Annotated in this window: 14 protein-coding genes and 1 tRNA gene; 4 read left to right on the top strand and 11 right to left on the bottom strand. The window is 37.1% G+C overall.

Features of this window, described 5'->3' with window-relative positions; translation table 11 throughout:
- The first annotated feature begins 183 nt into the window (after nucleotides 1–183).
- Nucleotides 184–1386 carry an FAD-dependent oxidoreductase gene (locus M2448_RS08245; RefSeq protein ID WP_280645682.1) on the top strand — a complete coding sequence of 401 codons (1203 nt, stop codon included), beginning with the start codon at nucleotides 184–186 and terminating at the stop codon, nucleotides 1384–1386.
- A gap of 2 nt (nucleotides 1387–1388) precedes the next feature.
- Here the strand turns inward: M2448_RS08245 and M2448_RS08250 are convergent, their stop codons facing one another.
- Nucleotides 1389–1886, bottom strand: coding sequence for a DUF4405 domain-containing protein (locus M2448_RS08250; RefSeq protein WP_280645681.1), 498 nt, complete (start codon nucleotides 1884–1886; stop codon nucleotides 1389–1391).
- 126 nt (nucleotides 1887–2012) lie between these two features.
- Between M2448_RS08250 and M2448_RS08255 the strand changes: the two genes are divergently transcribed.
- Complete coding sequence (locus M2448_RS08255) at nucleotides 2013–2936, top strand: helix-turn-helix domain-containing protein (RefSeq protein ID WP_280645680.1); 924 nt, start codon at nucleotides 2013–2015, stop codon at nucleotides 2934–2936.
- Between the two features lie 257 nt (nucleotides 2937–3193).
- Here M2448_RS08255 and M2448_RS08260 read toward each other — a convergent pair whose 3' ends face one another.
- The 10 genes from M2448_RS08260 to M2448_RS08305 form a co-directional block, all read right to left on the bottom strand.
- On the bottom strand, nucleotides 3194–4867 hold the full coding sequence (locus M2448_RS08260) for a glycoside hydrolase domain-containing protein (protein WP_280645679.1): 1674 nt from the start codon (nucleotides 4865–4867) through the stop codon (nucleotides 3194–3196).
- Nucleotides 4868–5097: 230 nt separating this feature from the next.
- The gene (locus M2448_RS08265) at nucleotides 5098–6933 is read right to left on the bottom strand and encodes an alpha-L-fucosidase (RefSeq protein ID WP_280645784.1); all 1836 of its coding nucleotides are present in this window, start codon (nucleotides 6931–6933) and stop codon (nucleotides 5098–5100) included.
- Nucleotides 6934–7340: 407 nt separating this feature from the next.
- Nucleotides 7341–8483: a DUF1735 and LamG domain-containing protein gene (locus tag M2448_RS08270; protein WP_280645678.1), complete on the bottom strand. Its 1143-nt coding sequence runs from the start codon at nucleotides 8481–8483 to the stop codon at nucleotides 7341–7343.
- A 44-nt stretch (nucleotides 8484–8527) separates the two neighbouring features.
- The gene (locus M2448_RS08275; RefSeq protein ID WP_280645677.1) at nucleotides 8528–9661 is read right to left on the bottom strand and encodes a glycoside hydrolase family 18; all 1134 of its coding nucleotides are present in this window, start codon (nucleotides 9659–9661) and stop codon (nucleotides 8528–8530) included.
- A 24-nt stretch (nucleotides 9662–9685) separates the two neighbouring features.
- A complete protein-coding gene (locus M2448_RS08280) occupies nucleotides 9686–11269 on the bottom strand; it encodes a SusD/RagB family nutrient-binding outer membrane lipoprotein (RefSeq protein ID WP_280645676.1) in 1584 nt (527 codons plus the stop codon).
- A gap of 14 nt (nucleotides 11270–11283) precedes the next feature.
- Nucleotides 11284–14568 (bottom strand): SusC/RagA family TonB-linked outer membrane protein, encoded by a 3285-nt coding sequence (locus M2448_RS08285; RefSeq protein ID WP_348523102.1) that lies wholly within the window; start codon nucleotides 14566–14568, stop codon nucleotides 11284–11286.
- 167 nt (nucleotides 14569–14735) lie between these two features.
- Nucleotides 14736–15737 carry a FecR domain-containing protein gene (locus M2448_RS08290; protein ID WP_280645674.1) on the bottom strand — a complete coding sequence of 334 codons (1002 nt, stop codon included), beginning with the start codon at nucleotides 15735–15737 and terminating at the stop codon, nucleotides 14736–14738.
- A gap of 72 nt (nucleotides 15738–15809) precedes the next feature.
- Nucleotides 15810–16331 carry an RNA polymerase sigma-70 factor gene (locus M2448_RS08295; RefSeq protein WP_280645673.1) on the bottom strand — a complete coding sequence of 174 codons (522 nt, stop codon included), beginning with the start codon at nucleotides 16329–16331 and terminating at the stop codon, nucleotides 15810–15812.
- Between the two features lie 493 nt (nucleotides 16332–16824).
- Nucleotides 16825–17214 carry a hypothetical protein gene (locus tag M2448_RS08300; protein WP_280645672.1) on the bottom strand — a complete coding sequence of 130 codons (390 nt, stop codon included), beginning with the start codon at nucleotides 17212–17214 and terminating at the stop codon, nucleotides 16825–16827.
- Nucleotides 17215–17298: 84 nt separating this feature from the next.
- Nucleotides 17299–17372 (bottom strand) — tRNA-Thr (locus M2448_RS08305).
- 273 nt (nucleotides 17373–17645) lie between these two features.
- On the opposite strand from M2448_RS08305, the gene pepT reads away from it, so the two are divergent.
- A complete protein-coding gene (gene pepT, locus M2448_RS08310) occupies nucleotides 17646–18860 on the top strand; it encodes a peptidase T (RefSeq protein WP_280645671.1) in 1215 nt (404 codons plus the stop codon).
- Between the two features lie 323 nt (nucleotides 18861–19183).
- On the top strand, nucleotides 19184–20278 hold the full coding sequence (gene gcvT / locus M2448_RS08315; RefSeq protein WP_280645670.1) for a glycine cleavage system aminomethyltransferase GcvT: 1095 nt from the start codon (nucleotides 19184–19186) through the stop codon (nucleotides 20276–20278).
- Nucleotides 20279–20285 lie beyond the last annotated feature (7 nt).

The following is a 20285-nucleotide window of genomic DNA, read 5'->3' on the forward strand; positions in this document are numbered from 1 at the left end:
TACTTTCCTGTTCAAAATTATAAATAAGAATCTGCCGAAAGTATCATAATTGTTACACTTTCAAATAATATATGATAGTTAGCAGATATACAAAAATAGGGAAAGACTGATAAAGAATCAAGCACAGAACTCAGATTCAACTATTCATTGTATCTTTGTTTTTTACAAAATTATGATTGAAACATGACTGAAACTATATATGACTGTGTAATAGCAGGAGCGGGGATAAGCGGTATCTCATTTGCTCACTATCTGCATACTGTAGGTGCTAAAACACTGCTATTGGAACAGAACGAAAGGGTAGGAGGACAGATACAGACAGCTACTACAGAAAGTAATCCTATGTATTGGCGGGAACTTGGTTCGCATACCTGTTACAATTCATATACTCATCTTCTGTCTATTGTAAAAGAGATCGGTGCTGATGATTCTGTATTACCTCTGAAAAAACAAAGTTATGTACTGTATGACAATAAGATAAAAAGTCTATTTGCAGGTATATCCCTGTTTCCATTTATATTTAGTATACCAAAAATGTTTCTGGCTGATAAGACCGGTAAAACAGTACGCGAATACTTTCGTCCGATATTTGGCAAAACAAACTATGATAAGCTGTTCCGGCATGCTTTTAGAGCCGTTATTTGCCAACCGGCCGACAACTATCCGGCTGAAATGTTTCTTAAGCGCAGAAAAGGAAGATTTGAAGAGTTCCCGCGTAAATATTCATACAAGAACGGGCTAAACACTCTAATAACAGATATTATAAACAAAGACGGACTGGAGGTAAAAACAGGCTCGAAAGTGGAATTGATAGAAAAGCAAAATGATATTTTCGTTATAAAAACAACGGGAGGTGTAGTTTATAAGGCAAAGAATGTAGCATTGGCAACAAATCCGCAAATAACTGCCGAGCTATTGAAAAATACAGAACCCCTGTTGAGCGAGCTATTAGCAACTATTCCTGTATTCAGATCTGAGTCGGTAAATATTACCATTCCGAAAGATAAACTGGCATTGAAAGAGGTAGCAGGAGTTATTTCGCTATCCGATGAATTTATGTCTGCTGTTTCACGCGATATGGTGGAAGACGATACGCTGAGAAGTTTTACTTTCCATTTCGAAAAAGGGAAGAAAAGCGAGCAGGAGAAGCTTGATCTTATCTGTAAGGTTTTGGGGATATCGGCTCAGGATATTATGGAAACCGTAGCGACAAACCATGAATTGGCTTCGACAGGCATACAACACTTACATCTGAACAATCAGGTGGAAGAAAAACGACAGGATAGTAATATTTATATATTGGGTAATTATTATTACGGTTTATCAATAGAAGATTGTGTAAATCGCTCTAAAGATGAATTTGAGCGTTGGAAGAAAAATTATTGATGTCAGGCGACTACTTCTTGTTGTTTTTTAGATTTTTCTGTTTTCCGTTTGTTCTTCAATCCCTTCATCATTATCGGAAACCGCTTTACAGTATGTGCTATCAGCAATGCTACCATCAGAAGACTCAGCCTGTAATGCCACAATCCGACTGAGGAATTACCTCCTTCAATAAAGAAAACCAATATAATACCGGTTACGACCAATATGACAAACAAAATGGAAATAACTATTGTTACTTTACTTTTCTTGCCTGCTCCATTCTTTATCAACCCTTTGTACCAAACCCAGTGAGCTTTTACATGTAAGTAACCTAATACAAGGGTGACAATTCCCACTACAATATGCCAGTGTGCCCAGAATGCCCATACTTCATGATTATCAACATGGTCTGCTACATGCAGTTTCAATCCGGTATAAGTAAGCAATATAAATACAGGAATAAGCAGTGCGTCTATAATAAATATTGACTTTCCTTTTGTCAATGAGGACGATTTTGCCATAATTACTATTCTTTTTTATTTGACACAAACTTAATTCATAATCAGATAGTATCAGAGGATAAAACAATACAAAAATAGTATATATCGAATATTTTACTAAATTTGAGAATATTTTATGGTAAAATAATGATATATACAAAACAAATAGGTCTTTCCGATCTGGGAATAACAAATTATAAACTTGCTCTCTGTAACTTTGATAACAATATAGTTGTAGGAGGGATACAAAAAGGTGATATATCCCTTATTCCTGAAATGTTTCCGGTCAGGACTTCCGTTATGATCTTTATTATAGTAAAGGAAGGAACTTTACTAGCAGAACTCGATTACACAGCACATTCGATGAATAAAGACGCATTCATTATAATATTACCAGAACATATAGTGCAAAAAATAGAGGTGAGCGATGACTTTAAGGCACATATCCTAATAGTCGATCAGCAATATTTTAGCAGCGTAGAGGAAAACAGACGCCGTATATATCATGCCAGTTTCTTAAATATCAGGAGAAATCCGGGACTTCTATTATCTGAAAAAGAAGTATCAGTCGTGTCCGAATGTTACGAGCGGATAAAACAAAAGATTATACAGCAGGGACACCATCACCGCGAAGAGATTATAAAAATACATCTGATAGAATGTATGCTCGAAGTAGAAAATATACTAATAGAACATGATTACGGCTTGGAAAGTAAAGAGATATCGCGGCAGGAATATCTTATGTACAATTTTTTTCAGCTATTGCAGGAAAACGGAAAACAGGAGCATCAGGTTATGTTTTATGCCGATAAGCTATCTGTTACGAGTCAATATCTGGCTTCTGTACTAAGACAACTTACAGGCAAGAGCACAAGAGACTGGATTGCAGAAGCACTGATTATCGAAGCCAAAATTTTGCTGAAATATTCTGAACAGAGTATGCAACAAATAACAGATACGCTGAATTTTTGCGATCCGTCGGCTTTTGGTAAGTTTTTTAGAAGTCAGACTGGAATCACTCCATTCCAATACAGGAAACAGTATCTGACTAATTCTTTTGGCTCACTGTAAAACCTTGAGGGGATAAATACAGTTTATTATTACCTTGTGGTTTATTGGATAACAACTAGTTATAAGTTCTATTCGAGAACTAAGTAACTGTTTAAATTTGATTGGCATTCTTATTTAAACAGTTACTTGGTGTAACACTTTGTGTTCTTTGTAGTTAAATCTTATTTCTTTTACCGAAAAGAACACAAGCAATTGATTATAAAGATAATAAACAAACAATTGCGTACTATACCTTATGTTAAACTCACGTAAATATTTTATTCAGACAATTTATTCAATAAAATTTTAGCTGTATTCAAATCATCATTCCACGTTTCGGTTCTTTCGACAGTACCCAATTTAGCTATAGCTGTATTTATCCTGTCTAATTTAATTCTATCTGAATCAGTATTACCTTTAAGAAGTTGTTTTTTTATAATCTGTATTTTTTCATAATCTTGAATACCCTCTACCAGCCTTTCATATCGGATAGAACTTCTGGCTTCGGGATATACAATATATGTATCTCCGGCAGGCCATGTACGGAAACGGGAATCAATTTCAGGATTCTCTACCCACGAGTTGAAAGCCCAGCGTAGAAATCCGTCAAAATTATTGGCTGCAGTAAACCAACCTATATATGCTGATTCGGCACTATCAGAGAAGGTAAATTGATTGGGAAACGGATGGGCACAACATAAATAGAAAGTTGTGATTAGCCCATTTTTTCTTCGTTGGTCGATATCTTGCAGATCTACTGAACTCTCAGCACCTACACACATATCTTTGATAAAAGGATATTTTTTATAACTTTTATGATTGTCTGCCAGAGCTATTCCTAATTCGGGAGCATATTTTTTCAATACATTTAGTGTTGCTTTCATTGCTTCAGGGCTACGTTCATCCATCGCAATGTTTGTTATTTCGAGCCAGCCTTTTTCCCTTAGATGTTTCACAAAGTCTGGTAAGAATGTTCCCCATATTTGTTCAAATTCTTTTGATCCCGGTTTAGCACTTAGGGTTAAAGTCGTTTGGGTTTGAGCATCTTTATAGTGCAGCTCATCATTCCATGGAGCCATAGAGTAGCAGTTGATCATTTTCTTTATACCTGTATCTATCATAAATTGTACCCAGCGGTCGAATACAGAATAGTCGTAAGACCATGTACCATCAGTGTTTTTAGTCCATACAATCATGTCATCATAGGCATCAAAACATTGATGATTCCACGGATCCTTATTTAAGGTAGCAGTAATTACTTTCTGTCCGGCATTGGCCAGCATTCCCATCACAGGCTTCATTTTTTCGAAATGTTCATCGCTCCATGGTATCAGATTGTGTACACGCGCTACTGCACCTGGATGTTGCCATTGGTCGAGATGGAATTGCCACTCAGAAGAAGGAGGAAGTATTTTGTCCAATACTTCTATCTCCAACTCAAAGTTTTGAGTTTTCTGACCTCGCGCATATAAACAAATATTCCCTTTATAGTTTCCCGGCTGCGCTGTACGTGGAATTTCAACAGTAATCCATACAGGCCTTACCGTTTTAGCATTTATATTAAAACAGTCCAGGCTATCGAGCATATCAGGCGCTAAAGAAGCTTCATGGTTTTCGGGTTTACGATGGCCACAGCCCTCCGCAAATTCGTCTGTCATAACATAACGGACAAAACGAGCCAATGCAATTTGTGCCGAAAGATTTCCTTTATCGGACTTAAAATCATTAAACTCCAATTCTACCTGTTCTACATCATGTGCTGACCATAACAATAATTGCGCCGAAAGCCGTTCTCCCTTCCAGCCTGTAACCTTCTGATTAACTATATTTTGTTTTATATTGGGTATTACAGACTTCGGGTATTTGTTGTCGATACTGACGAATGATGCCATTAAATTTTCGCTTTGCATCTTGCTCCAGTCTGAAAGGATATTATTTGTGGGGTCCTTCATTTCCTGAAATGTATCACAGGTCTTAGCAGGCCTTTGCTTTGTACAATTAGCTAATAATAGGCATAATAGTATTGGTAAAAATAAACTCCTCATAAATAACTCATTCTTATTATTTTAAAATTAAATCAAACTGTAATCACGAAAGGGGGTAGTTTTTAATCTGTAATTAATTTATCCATAAACATAATATGTCCATTGAAAAGGATACTGTCACAAACTATATGCGATAATCATAATAGAAGTCCAAACTTCCCAATAGAGTAATATTCTTTATTGTCAATGGTGCTGATAATTTCTAATTTCACAAAATTAATTTTGTATTTTTCTTTAAATCTAACATATTGAGTATTAGGGTTATTTTCAATATTGCTAAACTCTTCTTCACCTATTATTTTCTGCCATTCTATACCATCATTACTTATATAAAAATTATATCTGAAAATAGTGCCTGACTTATTATCTCCAGCAACAGGAGTATAGGTAAAACCCGAAATTTCCGTAGGCTTGCTAAGACTAATAACCAGAGGTGACAGATCTATGCTCTTCCAATCTATAACAGATTGTCCATCATATATTGATTTTGATACATTTACAGGATTGATTATTTGCCAGTCTTTTGAATCTATTTCATTAAAAACTTTTGTATTTGCTTCTGTTGTTATGGGTGGGGCATAAAAGGCTCCAAAATTAGATATATTTACTGTGTTTCTTGCTTTCGTTACGGTTAGTCTCATTTTAGACGAAGTAAACTCAGGAACACGTAAAAGCCTTTTATATCCAATAGTAGTGCCATTTGCAACTTTTACCCACTTTTTATTTATATATGCTTCTACAAAAAACTCCTCAATACGTTGTCCCTTGGATATATCTTCTTGTATCAGAATGGTATTTATAGGGGAATTATCTTTTAGCAAATATTCAATATAGCTTCCTTCTTTCAGTGTTAATTGTTGTTCCCCCTTATTTATTTTATTATTTCTAAAAGTTTCCTCTATATATTCAGAGAATTCTTTTAGGCGGTCTTGGTCATGTTTATTTATCAATCCCGATGTGTCAGGAGGGATATTTAGTAATAGTAATGAACTGTAGCCAACGGATTTAAAATAAATATCAATTAATTCTTTTAAAGATTTTACTTTATGATCTTCTTCTTTATGGTAAAACCATCCGGGCCGTATGGAAACATCTACCTCAGAAGGATACCAGAATAATTCTGTTGCATGTTCTAGGAGTTTTCTACTTCCTAAATCTTCTGATTCATCTTTCACTCCTAAATTTTTATTTTGGATAGTTGCTCTTTGATAGCATGCTGGAGTTAATACAGTAGCATTCCACTCTGTTTCGCGTCCAATACCACTTTCATTTCCGACCCACCGGACATCATCACCCATAATTGCAGTTACAGCTTTGGGCTGTAATTTTCTTATTGTGGATAAAATTAGTTCCCAATCGTATTGCTGTTTTTTCCCATTAGGTCCTTCACCGTTAGCCCCATCAAACCAGACTTCATATATTTCACCATAATTTGTCAACAACTCAGTTAATTGTTCAATAAAAAACGAATTATATTCTAAAGTTCCATAACATTTAGCATGTCTATCCCAAGGAGAAAGATATACCCCGAAGCGTATGTTGTATTTGTCACAAGCATCTTTCAACTCCCTAACGACATCTCCTTTCCCATTTTTCCATTGAGCACTTGCTACTGAATGGGATGTTGTCTTTGTTGGCCATAAGCAAAAGCCATCGTGATGTTTAGCTGTTAACAGAATCATTTTAAAACCGTTGTCTTTCAATGTTTTCACACATTGATCGGCATCAAAACTTTTCGGATCAAATATCTTAGGATCTTCCGTACCAGTTCCCCACTCCCTATCGGTAAATGTGTTGATGCCAAAATGAAGAAAGGCAGCAAGTTCCATTCTCTGCCAATCAAGCTGTTGAGGAGTTGGAACTAATCTTGAGGCCATATCTATCTTTTTCTCAATATCTAGATTTTGTGTGAATTTTACATTTTTTTCGTAATATTCTACCTCTTTTTTAGAAGAGCATGACAGTAAGGACATTACTAAAATGCCTATACAAATAAAGCTAAATTGTAACAAGAGGCTACTTGTAGTAAAAATCTTACTAAGATATTGTTTGATGTTATAATAAATGGTATTTATCATTCTTTTTAGATTTTATGCAAACTGACTTTTATATACTCTTGAAGTTGTTGATATACAGATTATAACTTCATTAATAAGGCTAACCCGAATTGAGTGCACTTAGTCAAATAATAAGAGTCTGTTTAAGTTCTGGCAAAAATTATTATTACAGTTTCATTCAATTAGTTTTTAGCGACCTTTTACTATTTTCTTTTGATTTAGTTGGCTAAATCGGCAAGTAAAAATACAAAACCCATCTAAAATAGCTGTAAAAAAGATTTGCTATGAAATTTAAACAGACTCTTAATAAATCATATTAATTCCTATTGTTGATCGAAACGGATACCATGTTCCCAACCTTTTACAACACCTGTATCAGCAGTTGCGTCATGTCCATTTCCTGTAATATCGGCAAATGAGTTTCCGTCTCCTTCATCCATAGGCCAGTAACTTATCAGATCAGGATTGGCCGGATTCACAGAATAGTACATATTATTTTTAATCTGTGTTTGGGATATTGCCGTTTTCCAAAGGCGCACCTGACTCATGGCACATTGGTCTCTGAAATATGAACCACTGGATATCATCTGTAGGTAATCGAAACGTACAGAACCTCCTGCCGGTGCAGGCGGATCAAATTTCATTCGTTCTTCTCCGTCTTGATAAATCGTGAGAGTAGTTCCATCATATACAAATGCCCAATGATACCATTTATTGGCTTCAAGATCGGATGGTGTTTGAATTTGTCCCCCCAACGTTTTAATCTGCAAGTAATTGTAAGGACTATTCGCGTCACCGAAACGGATATAGATCTCGTGGTCGTCACTTCCTGTATAGAAGATAGCTTGGTTGTTTATACTGTATGCAGACATACGTGCCCAGCATTCTAGGCTCCACTGGGCTGTAGTTATTCCCCAATTAGTTTCAGGAGCAGCCTTTACTGCGCCAGATCTACCGTTTAATATAGGAACAGAGACATTCAATGGTTTTGCCAACAGATAAATAAACCGCGACTGAGAAGCAGATTTTTCTATACCTCCGGCAACTACATTTCCCAGTTCTACGCCCAGAGCATATTGTTTCCCTCCTGTATCGAAATCATCGACATGGATTGTATAAACAGCTCCTATCTCTCCGGCTGGGATTGTGACTTTAGCTCCGGCTGGAAGCTGAAGATCGGTCAAAGGATAATATTCACTATTGTTGGCTTCATTGTACGAATCCAACAATGATGGATTCAGCTTTATTTCTACCTCTACGTCTTTATCTATTTTCTTTGCTAAACGGACATTAACGGTTATATCTACTCCATCATCCATTGTCAAAGTAGTAGATTTGGTGGCTCCAGCGGCATCACTCAAATATACACTATTATCTTTCACTTCGTACTCTGCATTATCACATCCTGCAAACAAAACGGCAAAGGATGCGACAACAAAGCTTAATATATATATCTTTTTTTTCATAAAGCGATTGTTTTATCAAAAATTACTTAATATACAAATCATGATTACTCTTCGGAATCGGGTGTCGTAGGATTCAATCTTTCGTAATAGATTCTATACAAATTAGTGATTCCCCGGCGCAAGAAATAATATTCAGGAGAGCCATCATAATCATCTTTTCCTTTAGGTATATAATCGAATCCCGAACGATAAAGTCCGCAACCGCCTATTTGTTGATTCAGGCCATTGGGTTCATAAATAAATTCCGACATGCCTAAAAATCCACCTCCGGAATTAGCATAAGATTCAAAATTCTCGGTAAGTATAGTTCTGCGAACCACCTCTTGTTCAGTGATCCTACCCGCGGCAATGTGTTCGCTCATATCCTGAATTACTCCTCTGACACGAGTCGTACGGTTCGACTCGGTCATCGAGCCATAGGCTTGTAGTACAAAATAGTCTACATACTGAGATTCCCAATCCTTATCCATATGTGTCCATGTGCCAACTTCTCCATCGATAATGAAAAGGAGTCCCGGTATGGCAGGTTTACGTCCGTCACGGTCAACCCTCTGAGAGCCTGTGCCAAACCAGTAACCCAATTCTTCGACAAATATTCTTCGTTGAGTCTTATTCTTCCATAAATAATTTCCGCTTCCCTGACTTGGTTCATAGTCCCAGTCATAGCCATCATATCCGGCTTCAACAACGGCATCGTAGATAGCTTCGGCATATTTACGGATCGCAGGTCTTACAACAGCTTCATCGGAGCTATTACCTATATTATATATCGGATCTTCGGGCATATCGTCTCCTACCTTAGCCGAGAAGAGGGTTACTACTACTTTTGTCCCTTTTACCCTTTGCACGTATTCCATATCTGCTTTCCGCTCAGGGCTAAGATCGAATTTCGGATGTCCGCCCCAGTTTGAAGCAATAGTCACCGAATCGGGCAATCCCCTAAGGCTATTTTCTCCTGTAGGAGAAACTCCGTTCCAGTTATCGAACCATACAAATGTCTGAGGCAATCCCGGAGTGTTTTTCCACTCGCGAAGAGCGGCATAATATTCGTCTGTTTTTGTAGTTAAGTTCAGATCGGTATCGTTTACAGACTCCATATCGGTCCAGTCGCTACATCTAACAAACAGGATACATACAAAAGCCAGTAAAAATGATTTATTTAAAATATTTATTTTCATAATATCTTATTTTTAAGTGTCAATTTATGGTTTTTTTGCCCACCAAAGGTCAGTATTAGCAACATCATCTCCACCAAGCATTTGTACTGCTTTTTGGACATTCTCGTTATTACCCTGATATTGGGATTGTGGGAATGGTAAACGTCTCACCATCCGTGATGATGTATTCGTAACAGTTCCGATAAATCCGCTGGAACTAAGATTCTTCACAGCAGGGAAAAGTTGAGGAAATCCTGTACGGCGATGATCACTCCAAGATTCAAATCCCAGAGGATAATTAGCCAGCCATTTCTGGGTAATTATTTTCTCCAACTTTGTATTCGAGGCTGTTCCGGCATCATCCCAAGATACAGTTATAGGTCTTTCTACACTTATGGTAACACCTGTCCATATATCCCTGTTCGACTCGGGCGAGGTAGTACCTGTGAGATATTCTCCGATAGATACACCATGTTGTTCCATAGACAAACGAATTCCTTCTTCGTAGAAAGATTTTGCTTGCGTATCGCCTCCGGGAATCCAACCTCTCAGCGCTGCTTCGGCCTTAAGGAAGGCTGTTTCGGCAGCACAATAAACGAGTAAAGGAGAATCTGCCGTAAATGCAGGTTTCGAAAAGTAGGCCGGATTTGAATATCTGCTCTTGATAAGATTTTCGATACCGATACGTACCCCTCTATAAGTGGAGCCATAAGAGCAGATTGTCATATAAGCAGGACGACGTGGATCTGCGTATCCATTCATAAAAGAGGACAGTGTAGCGCTAATGGCCAGATCGCCCCAAGAAACAGAAGCTTTATAATAAGGATTATCCTGTGTCGGAATGAAAGCATTATCCGTATTTATTTCTATCGAACCACCTGCAATAGCTTCAGCTATTGCCTTTTTTGCATATTCTGTATCTACTAACGCAATGCGTACTGCCATCCTTAATTTTAGTGAATTTGCCAGCTTCAGCCATTTACTGAAGTCTCCTTTATACACAATATCATATTCTCCCAGCGGATTCTCGGACGGGCTTTCGGCCAGATAGCTTTTGAGTAGGGCAATGCTGTTATCCAGATCTGCCATCATATTATGATATACATCCTGAACATTATCATATTCTATCGCATCCGAGTCTACAAGACCTATTTTAGAATAAGGGATCGGTCCGTACATGTCAGTGACACGAAGCATTGTTGCAACTCTCAGAATAGATGCCCATCCATAGATATAACCCTTAGATTCTGTAACGTTCTTTACTTTTATAAAGTTAGAGTTAAAATCTACCATTATAGTTTTGAACGGATAATCTACCCAATCGTTGGCAGGATTGAAGGTTCCATAATTAGTTCCCTGCCAGTTGTTTGTAGTAGCCATATATCCTCCATACTGATTTCCTACCATCTGATCGACCATCTGGTTGCGATTTTCCTGAGCATAGTGCATAGTCGCAATCAAGGAAGAGAATAAAGAGCCTAATCTTTCGGATTCGGTAAGATCTTCTTCTGTAGGATTAGTCGGATGAAGATTCAGATTGTCGAAATCTCCGGTGCATGATGGTGTAAACAAAACTGCAAAAGACAGAATAATAGCAGTCAGTATTGTTTTAATCTTATATTGTTTCATAGTTTTAGTTCTTTTTAGAATTGTACCTTGAGACTAAATCCCATATTCCTTAAACTTGGTTGCATAAAGTAGTCCACCCCGGTATAGTAAGTACTTGAGGCTGATGCAACAACTTCTGGATCGAACGGCGCCTTGCAATATATTAATGCCAGATTACTCCCCACAAACCCAACTGTAACACCCGCAATATTATTAATCCATTGTCTTGGAATAGTATATTCAATACTAACTTCCTGCAAGCGGATATTATCGGCTTTGTAAACATAATAATCCGCTTTACCGGTACCTTCACCCACTACATTGAGGAAACTCTGAGCTGATATATTACGTTCGTTTATTGTTACACCTCCAGCTTCACGAAGTTGGGCACTTGATTTAGAAACACCATAACGGTCGAGTACAGCTTGAGTATTGGATACTACCATTCCGCCGAAACGTCCGCTAAGCAGAATATTCAATCTCACACCTTTATAGGAGAATGAGTTTCTCCATCCCATATGATACTTAGGCAATAAGGAGCCTATTTTCTTATATTCATCGGGGTTGAGGCTAACCATCGATGGTAATAAAGTAGCATGGTCGAGATAAATATAACCGTTATTATCGCGTTTAAAGTCGGTTGTCATATAAATATCTCCCATAGTACCACCTTCTGTAATTCGTACCACCGGAGAACCAGTACTTCCTAATGTTGCCTTGTCAAACTTGGTAATACCTGTATATTCATCAGAATTATCTAATAGACGGGTGATTTTATTTTTATTATAGGTAAAAGTATAATTAGAAGCCCATGAAAAATCACCCCATTTATTATCATAACCTAAAGCGAGTTCTATACCCGAATTCCTTACATTTCCTGCCTGTATGAGTTTCCCATCATATGTATCTCCAGCTTCTATAATCTGGTGTGTTTGATTCTTGGTATTAGATAAGTAATATGTTGCATCTAGTGACAGAGTTCCTTTCAGAAATTTCATATTAAGCCCAGCTTCGAATGAATTGGTAATCTCGGGTTTCAGGTTATAGTTAGGTCGTATTCTGGATAGAGAATAAGAGTCGGTTTGTTCATCGTAAATATAGAACTCCCGAGTCAGATACGGATCATAAGAATTACCAACCGAAGTGAAAGCTACGCGTGCTTTCAGATAGGAGAACCATCTGGGAAGAGTAACTTTTTCACTGACAAGCCCCGAAAGCCCGACAGAAGGATAGAAGAACGATCTTTCTTTCGATTGAGACCAGGCCAAAGCCGAATCCCAGTCGTTACGACCGGTGAGAGTCAGGTATAAGAAATTGTCATAACCAATCTCCGCATTTGCAAAAACAGATTGAGTCTGACGTTTGAAACCATCATCATCGAGTTTGAAAACACCTGTGGCACGTCCCATATTTTCTGAAGTAAACCAGTTTGTCACTTTTTCAAGGTCACCTTCCACCAGATGACTTTCCATGCGACGGTCTTTTATAGATCCCCCGACATTCACATTAAAAGAGAAATCTCCAATTCTTTTATCCAGACTTGCAATTGCATCGGCATAAGTTTGTCTTTCGTCACGCAATCCGAAACGATAACGTCCTTTCTTTCCTGCGAAAGTAGCCAATGTCCCTGCATGACGTTCGTCCGTATCACGAAAATTGGAATTATCTACATTCGCACGTCCTATTATATTCAGCCAATCGGTGATATTATATTTCAGGCTGGCAGATAATATGTAACGTTTCCTGCTCACTGTTCTATCCATCCTGTTCATTATCCAGTATGGATTTTGCAATGATAACCCTTGGTCTCCATAAGGCCAGAACTGAGTATTAACCTCTCTTGAAGAATTATAACGTTCATATAACTGCACTTCGCTGAAATCTTCTCCACGAGGGAAAAGGTAAAGAGCAGGTAATGGATTGAAATACTGGCCTTGCGAAACCATATTTTTACTTTTTTGTATAATATAGTTTACGCTGGCATCTAATAAAAACTTATCATTAAGAAATGATGTAGTATTCCGATATGTAAAATTATAACGGTCGTAATCGTTATTAGGCAATATTCCCGAAGCATTGTTAGCCGAAATAGAGAAGTAGCTTTGGCTCTGATCGTTACCGGCAGAAAGTGAAACTGTATTGGCTACATTTGTTCCTGTATTAAAGAATTTCTTCGGATCGAACCGGTAATTGGTAGGATCGCCCCAGCTCATAACGTTTCCATCTATATTACCATAGGTATTCTGGAAATCTGGCATTTTCATTGCCGATGAGAAGGTCGTACTGTTGCTATATGATACGGAAACTTTTCCTGAACGACCTTTTTTGGTGGTGATCAGAATAACTCCATTTGCTCCTTCATATCCATAAAGAGCGGCGGCTGATGGGCCTGTAAGTACCGACATGCTTTCTATATCGTCTGGATTAATATCGGCAACACTTTCTGTATTTGGTTGTGCCGAATAAGCACCCTGATCCATATTTGAGGTATTTCCCATATAATTATTCATTGGAACTCCATCGATCACATACAAAGCATTATTACTAAGTGTAATGGATTTTGAACCACGCATGACTACTTTAACAGCCGAACCCGGACCTGACGCACTAGAGTTGATCTGTACTCCGGCAACTTTTCCGGCAAGGGAGTTCATAAAGTTTGCATTTTTTACTGAGGTCAGGTCTTCGTTTGTTATTTGTTGTACATTATAACTCAATGCTTTTTCAGCACGTTTTATACCTAATGCTGTAACAACTACCGCATCTAACATAACATTGTCTTCCTGCAAGGTAAGATCAAATGTCGTATTACGTCCTACAGTTCTCTCCTGTTGTACATATCCCATATATGAAAATACAAGTATATCTTTCTCACTCGCCCTAGTGGTATATTTACCATCTATATCAGTTATTGTACCATTGGTCGTTCCTTTTACGACTACACTAACTCCGATTAGGGGTTCGTTATTCACGTCTAATATTGTACCTGTAATTGTTTTTTTAGGAATATCCTGAGTAAGGTCTACTTTCTTCAATACGATCTGATTTCCTGATATTTCGTAAGTGATGCCTTTTTCTGCAAATAGAGAATTTAGAATAGTATTGATGGATTCATCTTTATATTCGACGCTAACTACCTTGGAAAGGTCTAATGAACTATCAAACATAAAAGAATAGTTTGTTTGTTTTTCTATTTCTTTTATCACTTTTTCTAAACTGGTGTCTTTAAGATTCAAGTTTAATTTCTGTTGTGCATTTATAGATATAGAAAATATTGTTAAAAAAGCACAACAAGCAAGCAATGTGATTTTCTTTAGCATTAATTTAATTTTTTAAATTTGTAACTGCTGAAATTTAATTACTTTTGTAAAATAGCATGACCTATCAGATTACACACTAATTGTGGTAAATCTGAGGGAAGGTGGTTTGCTAATATTACAGGGTGTAAGGAACGGCATTTCTTTACACCTTTTTTTATGGTGTGTTGTTATTTATATCTGATTATGACCTCCTTTCCATTTATTTTATAATCTATTGGTGTCATTTTATTTATTAATTCCAGAATTTCGGTCAAAGATTCACTCTTTATTTTGAAACGGTATCTCAAATCGGGCTGTGATGGGGGTAATACTACCGAAATATCTACGCCATACCAGTTCCCCATTTTGGCGAAGACTTCCTTAAACGGAGCGTGCTCATATATCAGTTCTTCGAATGTCCAGGCTATATTAGCTTCATCATCAAACCAATCTATCTCCGTAAGGAATGACTTTCTCTTTATTGATGCATGTTGACTAGGGACTAAAGTAGCCAACTTTTCTTCTGTTCCTCTCTTATAAATACTTACAGAACCCCGTTGTAAAGAGACTCCGACATCGTCCGAACCCGTATAAGCTGTAACTTTAAAAGCTGTTCCAAGAACCTTTACATCTACTGAGTTTGTCTGTACAATAAATGAATGTTTATCACTTTTCGCTACATCGAAGAATGCTTCGCCTTCAAGGAAGACAGCCCTGTTTCTGGCATTGAAATCGCTCCCCAGCCTTAGTTTCGAGTCAGAATTCAACCATACTTTTGTACCATCGGGTAGGAATAACTGCCCCTTTTCTCCACGAGCCATATAAAAGTATGTATACTCTGTATGGCTATTCCATATTTTATTATCTGTAAAGAAGTTCAGGCAGAATATTAATAAGATAGATGCTGCTGCAGTAATAGCTGTATAATATACCAGAGAGCGCCGGGTGTACATCTTCGGTGCCTTTTGGGATATTTCTGAAATTATATTATTCCAGATATGTGGAAGTGAAGAAAGTATATTTTCTTCACTCTTTTTATCAGATATAACCCATGTTGTTTTTAGCTGGATGAACTCTTTTTTATTTTTTTCGGACAAGTTGCACCAATCGTAGATAGATACAATCTCTTCTTGAGAGCATTTGCCATCAAAATATTTAGAAATTAGGGTATGAATATCTTCTTTCTCCATTATGCGGTATTATCTTCCTTTATATAATAGACACTCAAAGGTGGGGAAACCCCTAGTCTCTTTTTGAAAATTTCACAAAAAAACGCTAAGCATCTTTTTGTAATATATAGATAACTGATTCTTAATTCTTTGTAAGGCCTTTGAAATATGGGCTTCTACCGTTTTTACGGAAATATCCTCTTGGTTGGCAATTTCTTTATAAGACATATTATTGTAACGGCTCAGGCAATATACACTTTTAGTTTTGGGAGGAAGTTCGTCTACCGACTTTTCTACTAAAGAAATGAATTCATCAATATTAACAATCTCATCTGCCTGTTCTTTTGTCAATTCATTTATAAAGTAGTCTTGAAGGAGATCTTTTCTTTTTTGCTGATCACGTATAGAGTTTAGTATTCTGTTTTTTGCTGAAGCAAAGAGATATGTTTTTATATAATTGATAGAAATAGTATCTTTTTCTTCCCATAGTTTAACAAATATGGACTGAATCGTATCCTCAATCATTTCATAATCGTCTGTAAATAACAACAGATATTTACATAAAGAGCGATAATAAAAATTAAATATATGTTCAAAATCCTCCTTATTAAGCATAATATATCAAGTATTAGCAGGTTGAAGCCTCAAAGGTATATAATAATTACGTGAGTTCGAAATAAGATAATCTCTTAAAAGCTAACATAACAAGAATAGCTTTATAGATTATAAAACACTTATAAACAAGGAATTAAATCAAAAATAATACTATTGCGTTAAGAGACTGTTTAAATTTTACTAAAATGTTTTATTATCTCAAAATAGTTCTGAAAACCAGAACGGATAAAATTTAAACAGGCTCTAGGTGTTTGTGAAGATACCAGATATTTTTTACTTATATGATGAATTCACCAAAGAATTTGAATCATTTTATCTAAAATATACTTTGAGTCTGTTTAAATTTGATTGGCAATCTTATTTTTTATTATTTCAAATATATTTTTTCTTTTTATTCGCAGGTTTAGCAGGATAAACCAAAAGTGGAAAGTAGAAAATAACAAAAGGACTGAATTGAAATTCAGTCCTTTTGTTTTATACTATTTATCTGAAATTATTGTTTTTCAAATATGGTTTGTTCATTTTCGTCGAAGTAGAATACGATTGTATTGTTAGTAACCTCTCCAATATAAGTAAAATCTTTGCCTCCAGAGTTTTTTCCTGTTATCGTTACATATGGCTTTTTATATGTATAATTAGCAGCATCAGACGTTGAATATTCATATAAAAAGTTACCTTTTGAATCATACCCTTCCTCAAAACAATCTATTGAACAGGTTGACTTACTAAATTTTATTGTATTTTGAATAAGCCATTCATTTGCTTTCAACTCACGTATCCATGTAGTACCTTCCAGATAATCACTTTTTTCATCATCATCGTCCGAACATGAAATAAAAAACAAGGGAGTTGTTATTAACAGTAGTAAAAGTACATTTTTCATAATGTTGTGTAGTTTGAGTTATTATTAAACACAAAGGAATAGTATAAAAAATTTTATACTATTCCTTTGACTTCTTTATTTGTGAGCCTCTTGTCGGATTCGAACCAACGACCCCGAGATTACAAATCACGTGCTCTGGCCAACTGAGCTAAAGAGGCAGGTGGGCAAGCTTACTATATCGCGTCGCTACAACCGACTGCCCTTGCTGCGATCAAACCCTGGGGGATTAATCAGGAGCTGACCGTATAGGACTTACCCGCGACAAAAGTAGATAAATTTTTCTTATTCACAAAATGTGTGTTCGATTTTTTCCTTTGATATCATTTTACTACATTTGTATGGAAGTCCTTTCCAGAAAAGAAAAGGCTAACTATCAAAGCGTTACAAATCGAAAGGTTTTTAATAAAAATAATACAAAAAGAATAAATAATATGACAGTAGTAGATCGTTTTCTCAAATATGTGAAATTTGATACCGAATCGAGTACCGAAACAGGAGTAACACCAAGTACTCCGGGACAAATGGTTTTAGCCAAAGAACTAGAAAAAGAATTACGCGAAATGGGATTGGAAGATGTCTCATTAGACGACAAAGGATATATAATGGCAACACTTTCTGCCAATACAGATAAAAAAGTGCCTGCAATCGGATTTGTAGCACATATGGATACAAGCCCCGATCTGACAGGAAAGAACGTAAACCCACGTATAGTTAAGAATTACGATGGTAAAGATATTCCGTTGAACAATGAATTTACATTGTCACCAAACGATTTCCCAGAAATGGTTGATTATAAGGGACAAGACCTTATAGTAACTGACGGAAAGACATTGCTTGGAGCCGACGATAAAGCAGGAATAGCAGAAATACTTACTGCAATACAATACCTGAAAGATCATCCGGAAATAAAACATGGTAAAATCCGTATTGGTTTCACTCCCGATGAAGAAATAGGCGCAGGTGCTGACTACTTCGATGTAGAGAAATTCGGCTGCCAATGGGCTTACACAATGGACGGAGGGCCGATAGGTGAACTGGAATATGAAAACTTCAATGCTGCCGGAGTAAAAATAAACATACAGGGTAGGAGTGTGCATCCGGGTTATGCCAAAGACAAGATGGTGAATGCTCTGGTAATAGCCAATAAACTGATAAGCCTGCTTCCAGCGAACGAAAGACCTGAACATACGGCTCATTATGAAGGATTTTTCCACCTGACTAATGTATCGGGTACTGTAGACACTGCTTCGGTAGGTTATATCATCCGCGATCATAATCGTGAGTTATTCGAAGGACGTAAAAAACTGATGCAGGATACTGTCGATTATATTAATAAATTATATCCTGGTACAACAACGTTGGAAATGAAGGATCAGTATTATAATATGCGTGAAAAAGTAGAACCCGTGATGCACGTTGTCGATCTGGCATTCGAAGCGATGACAGCTGTCGGCGTTACCCCTATTGTGAAACCTATCAGAGGTGGAACCGATGGCGCACGTCTTTCATTCATGGGGCTGCCTTGCCCTAACATCTTTGCAGGAGGACACAATTTTCATGGACGTTACGAGTTTGTTCCTATCCAGTCAATGGAAAAAGCAGTACAGGTGATTGTGAAAATAGCTGAGCTGGCTGCAAATAAATAAATTTATTTTATCTATATATAATACTGATAGCGATCAGACTGTTTTTTCAATTAACAGAAAAATAATAAATACTATCCCTGTAAGAGTCAACTTTGTCAGGTTTTAGTTAAAAAGTAGTGGATAATCTCGTAAGGGCGAGTCCATGTGTTCGTCCGAAAAGAGAGTAAACGGGCAGATATGAGGGACAGCCCCTAGAAAAAAAGGTTAAACTAGCAAGCTAGTACACTAAAGGCTAGCAAACTTGTAACTTTTGTCAGCTTTTAGTTAAAATAGATAATCACAAAATAATATAACTTATACTTAAATTTTTTAGTATTGCAATTATGAAAAAAACACCATTTACGGACATTCACATTGCTCTGGGGGCAAAGATGCACGAATTTGCAGGCTACAATATGCCTATCGAATATTCGGGTATAATAGACGAACACATGACTGTTTGCACAGGGGTAGGGGTATTCGATGTTTCACACATGGGCGAAATATGGGTAAAAGGACCACGCGCTGAGGCTTTCCTACAACGAATGATGAGTAACGATATAACTACACTCGAAATAGGAAGAGCACAATATTCAGCCATCATTAATGATGAGGGAGGAATAATTGATGATATAATCGTGTATCATTACGAGCCGGAAAAATATATGCTGGTAGTGAATGCATCCAATATAGAGAAAGACTGGAAATGGTTTACAGACCATAATACAGAAATGGCAGATTTGGAAAATGCTTCCGACAATATGGCCCAACTGGCCATACAAGGCCCTAAAGCTTTGGAAACCTTGCAAAAGCTGACAAAAATAGACCTGACAATGGTTCCGTATTATACGTTTGCGATCGGCAGTATGGAAGGGGCAGGGCTCGATCCTGTAATTATTTCGAATACAGGATATACAGGAGCCGGAGGATTTGAAATCTATTTCTATCCACAGGATGGAGTAGCTATCTGGGATGCAATCTTCGAAGCCGGTAAAGAATTCGGCATAAAGCCGATTGGCTTGGGAGCACGCGATACGCTTCGTCTCGAAATGGGATTCTGCCTGTATGGAAACGATCTGGACGATACTACTACACCGATAGAAGCAGGCTTAGGCTGGATCACAAAATTCCCGGAAGGAAAAGACTTTACAGCACGTACTATCCTTGAAAAACAAAAGAAGGAAGGCGTTACTCGTAAATTGTGTGGTTTCCAAATGCAGGAGAAAGGTATTCCGCGTCATGGCTACGATATAGTAAATGATAAAGATGAAAAAATAGGGGTCGTTACCTCCGGAACTATGTCTCCGACAGCTAAGATCGGAGTAGGGCTGGGATATGTAAAACCCGAATATGCAGCTATAGGAACACCTATCTTTATAAAAGTACGGGATAAAAAGCTGAAAGCCGAAGTAGTGAAACCACCTTTCAGAAAATTGTAGTTATAGA

Origin of the sequence: Dysgonomonas sp. PF1-14 (assembly GCF_029892965.1) — a bacterium.
In the GTDB taxonomy this organism is placed as follows: domain Bacteria; phylum Bacteroidota; class Bacteroidia; order Bacteroidales; family Dysgonomonadaceae; genus Dysgonomonas.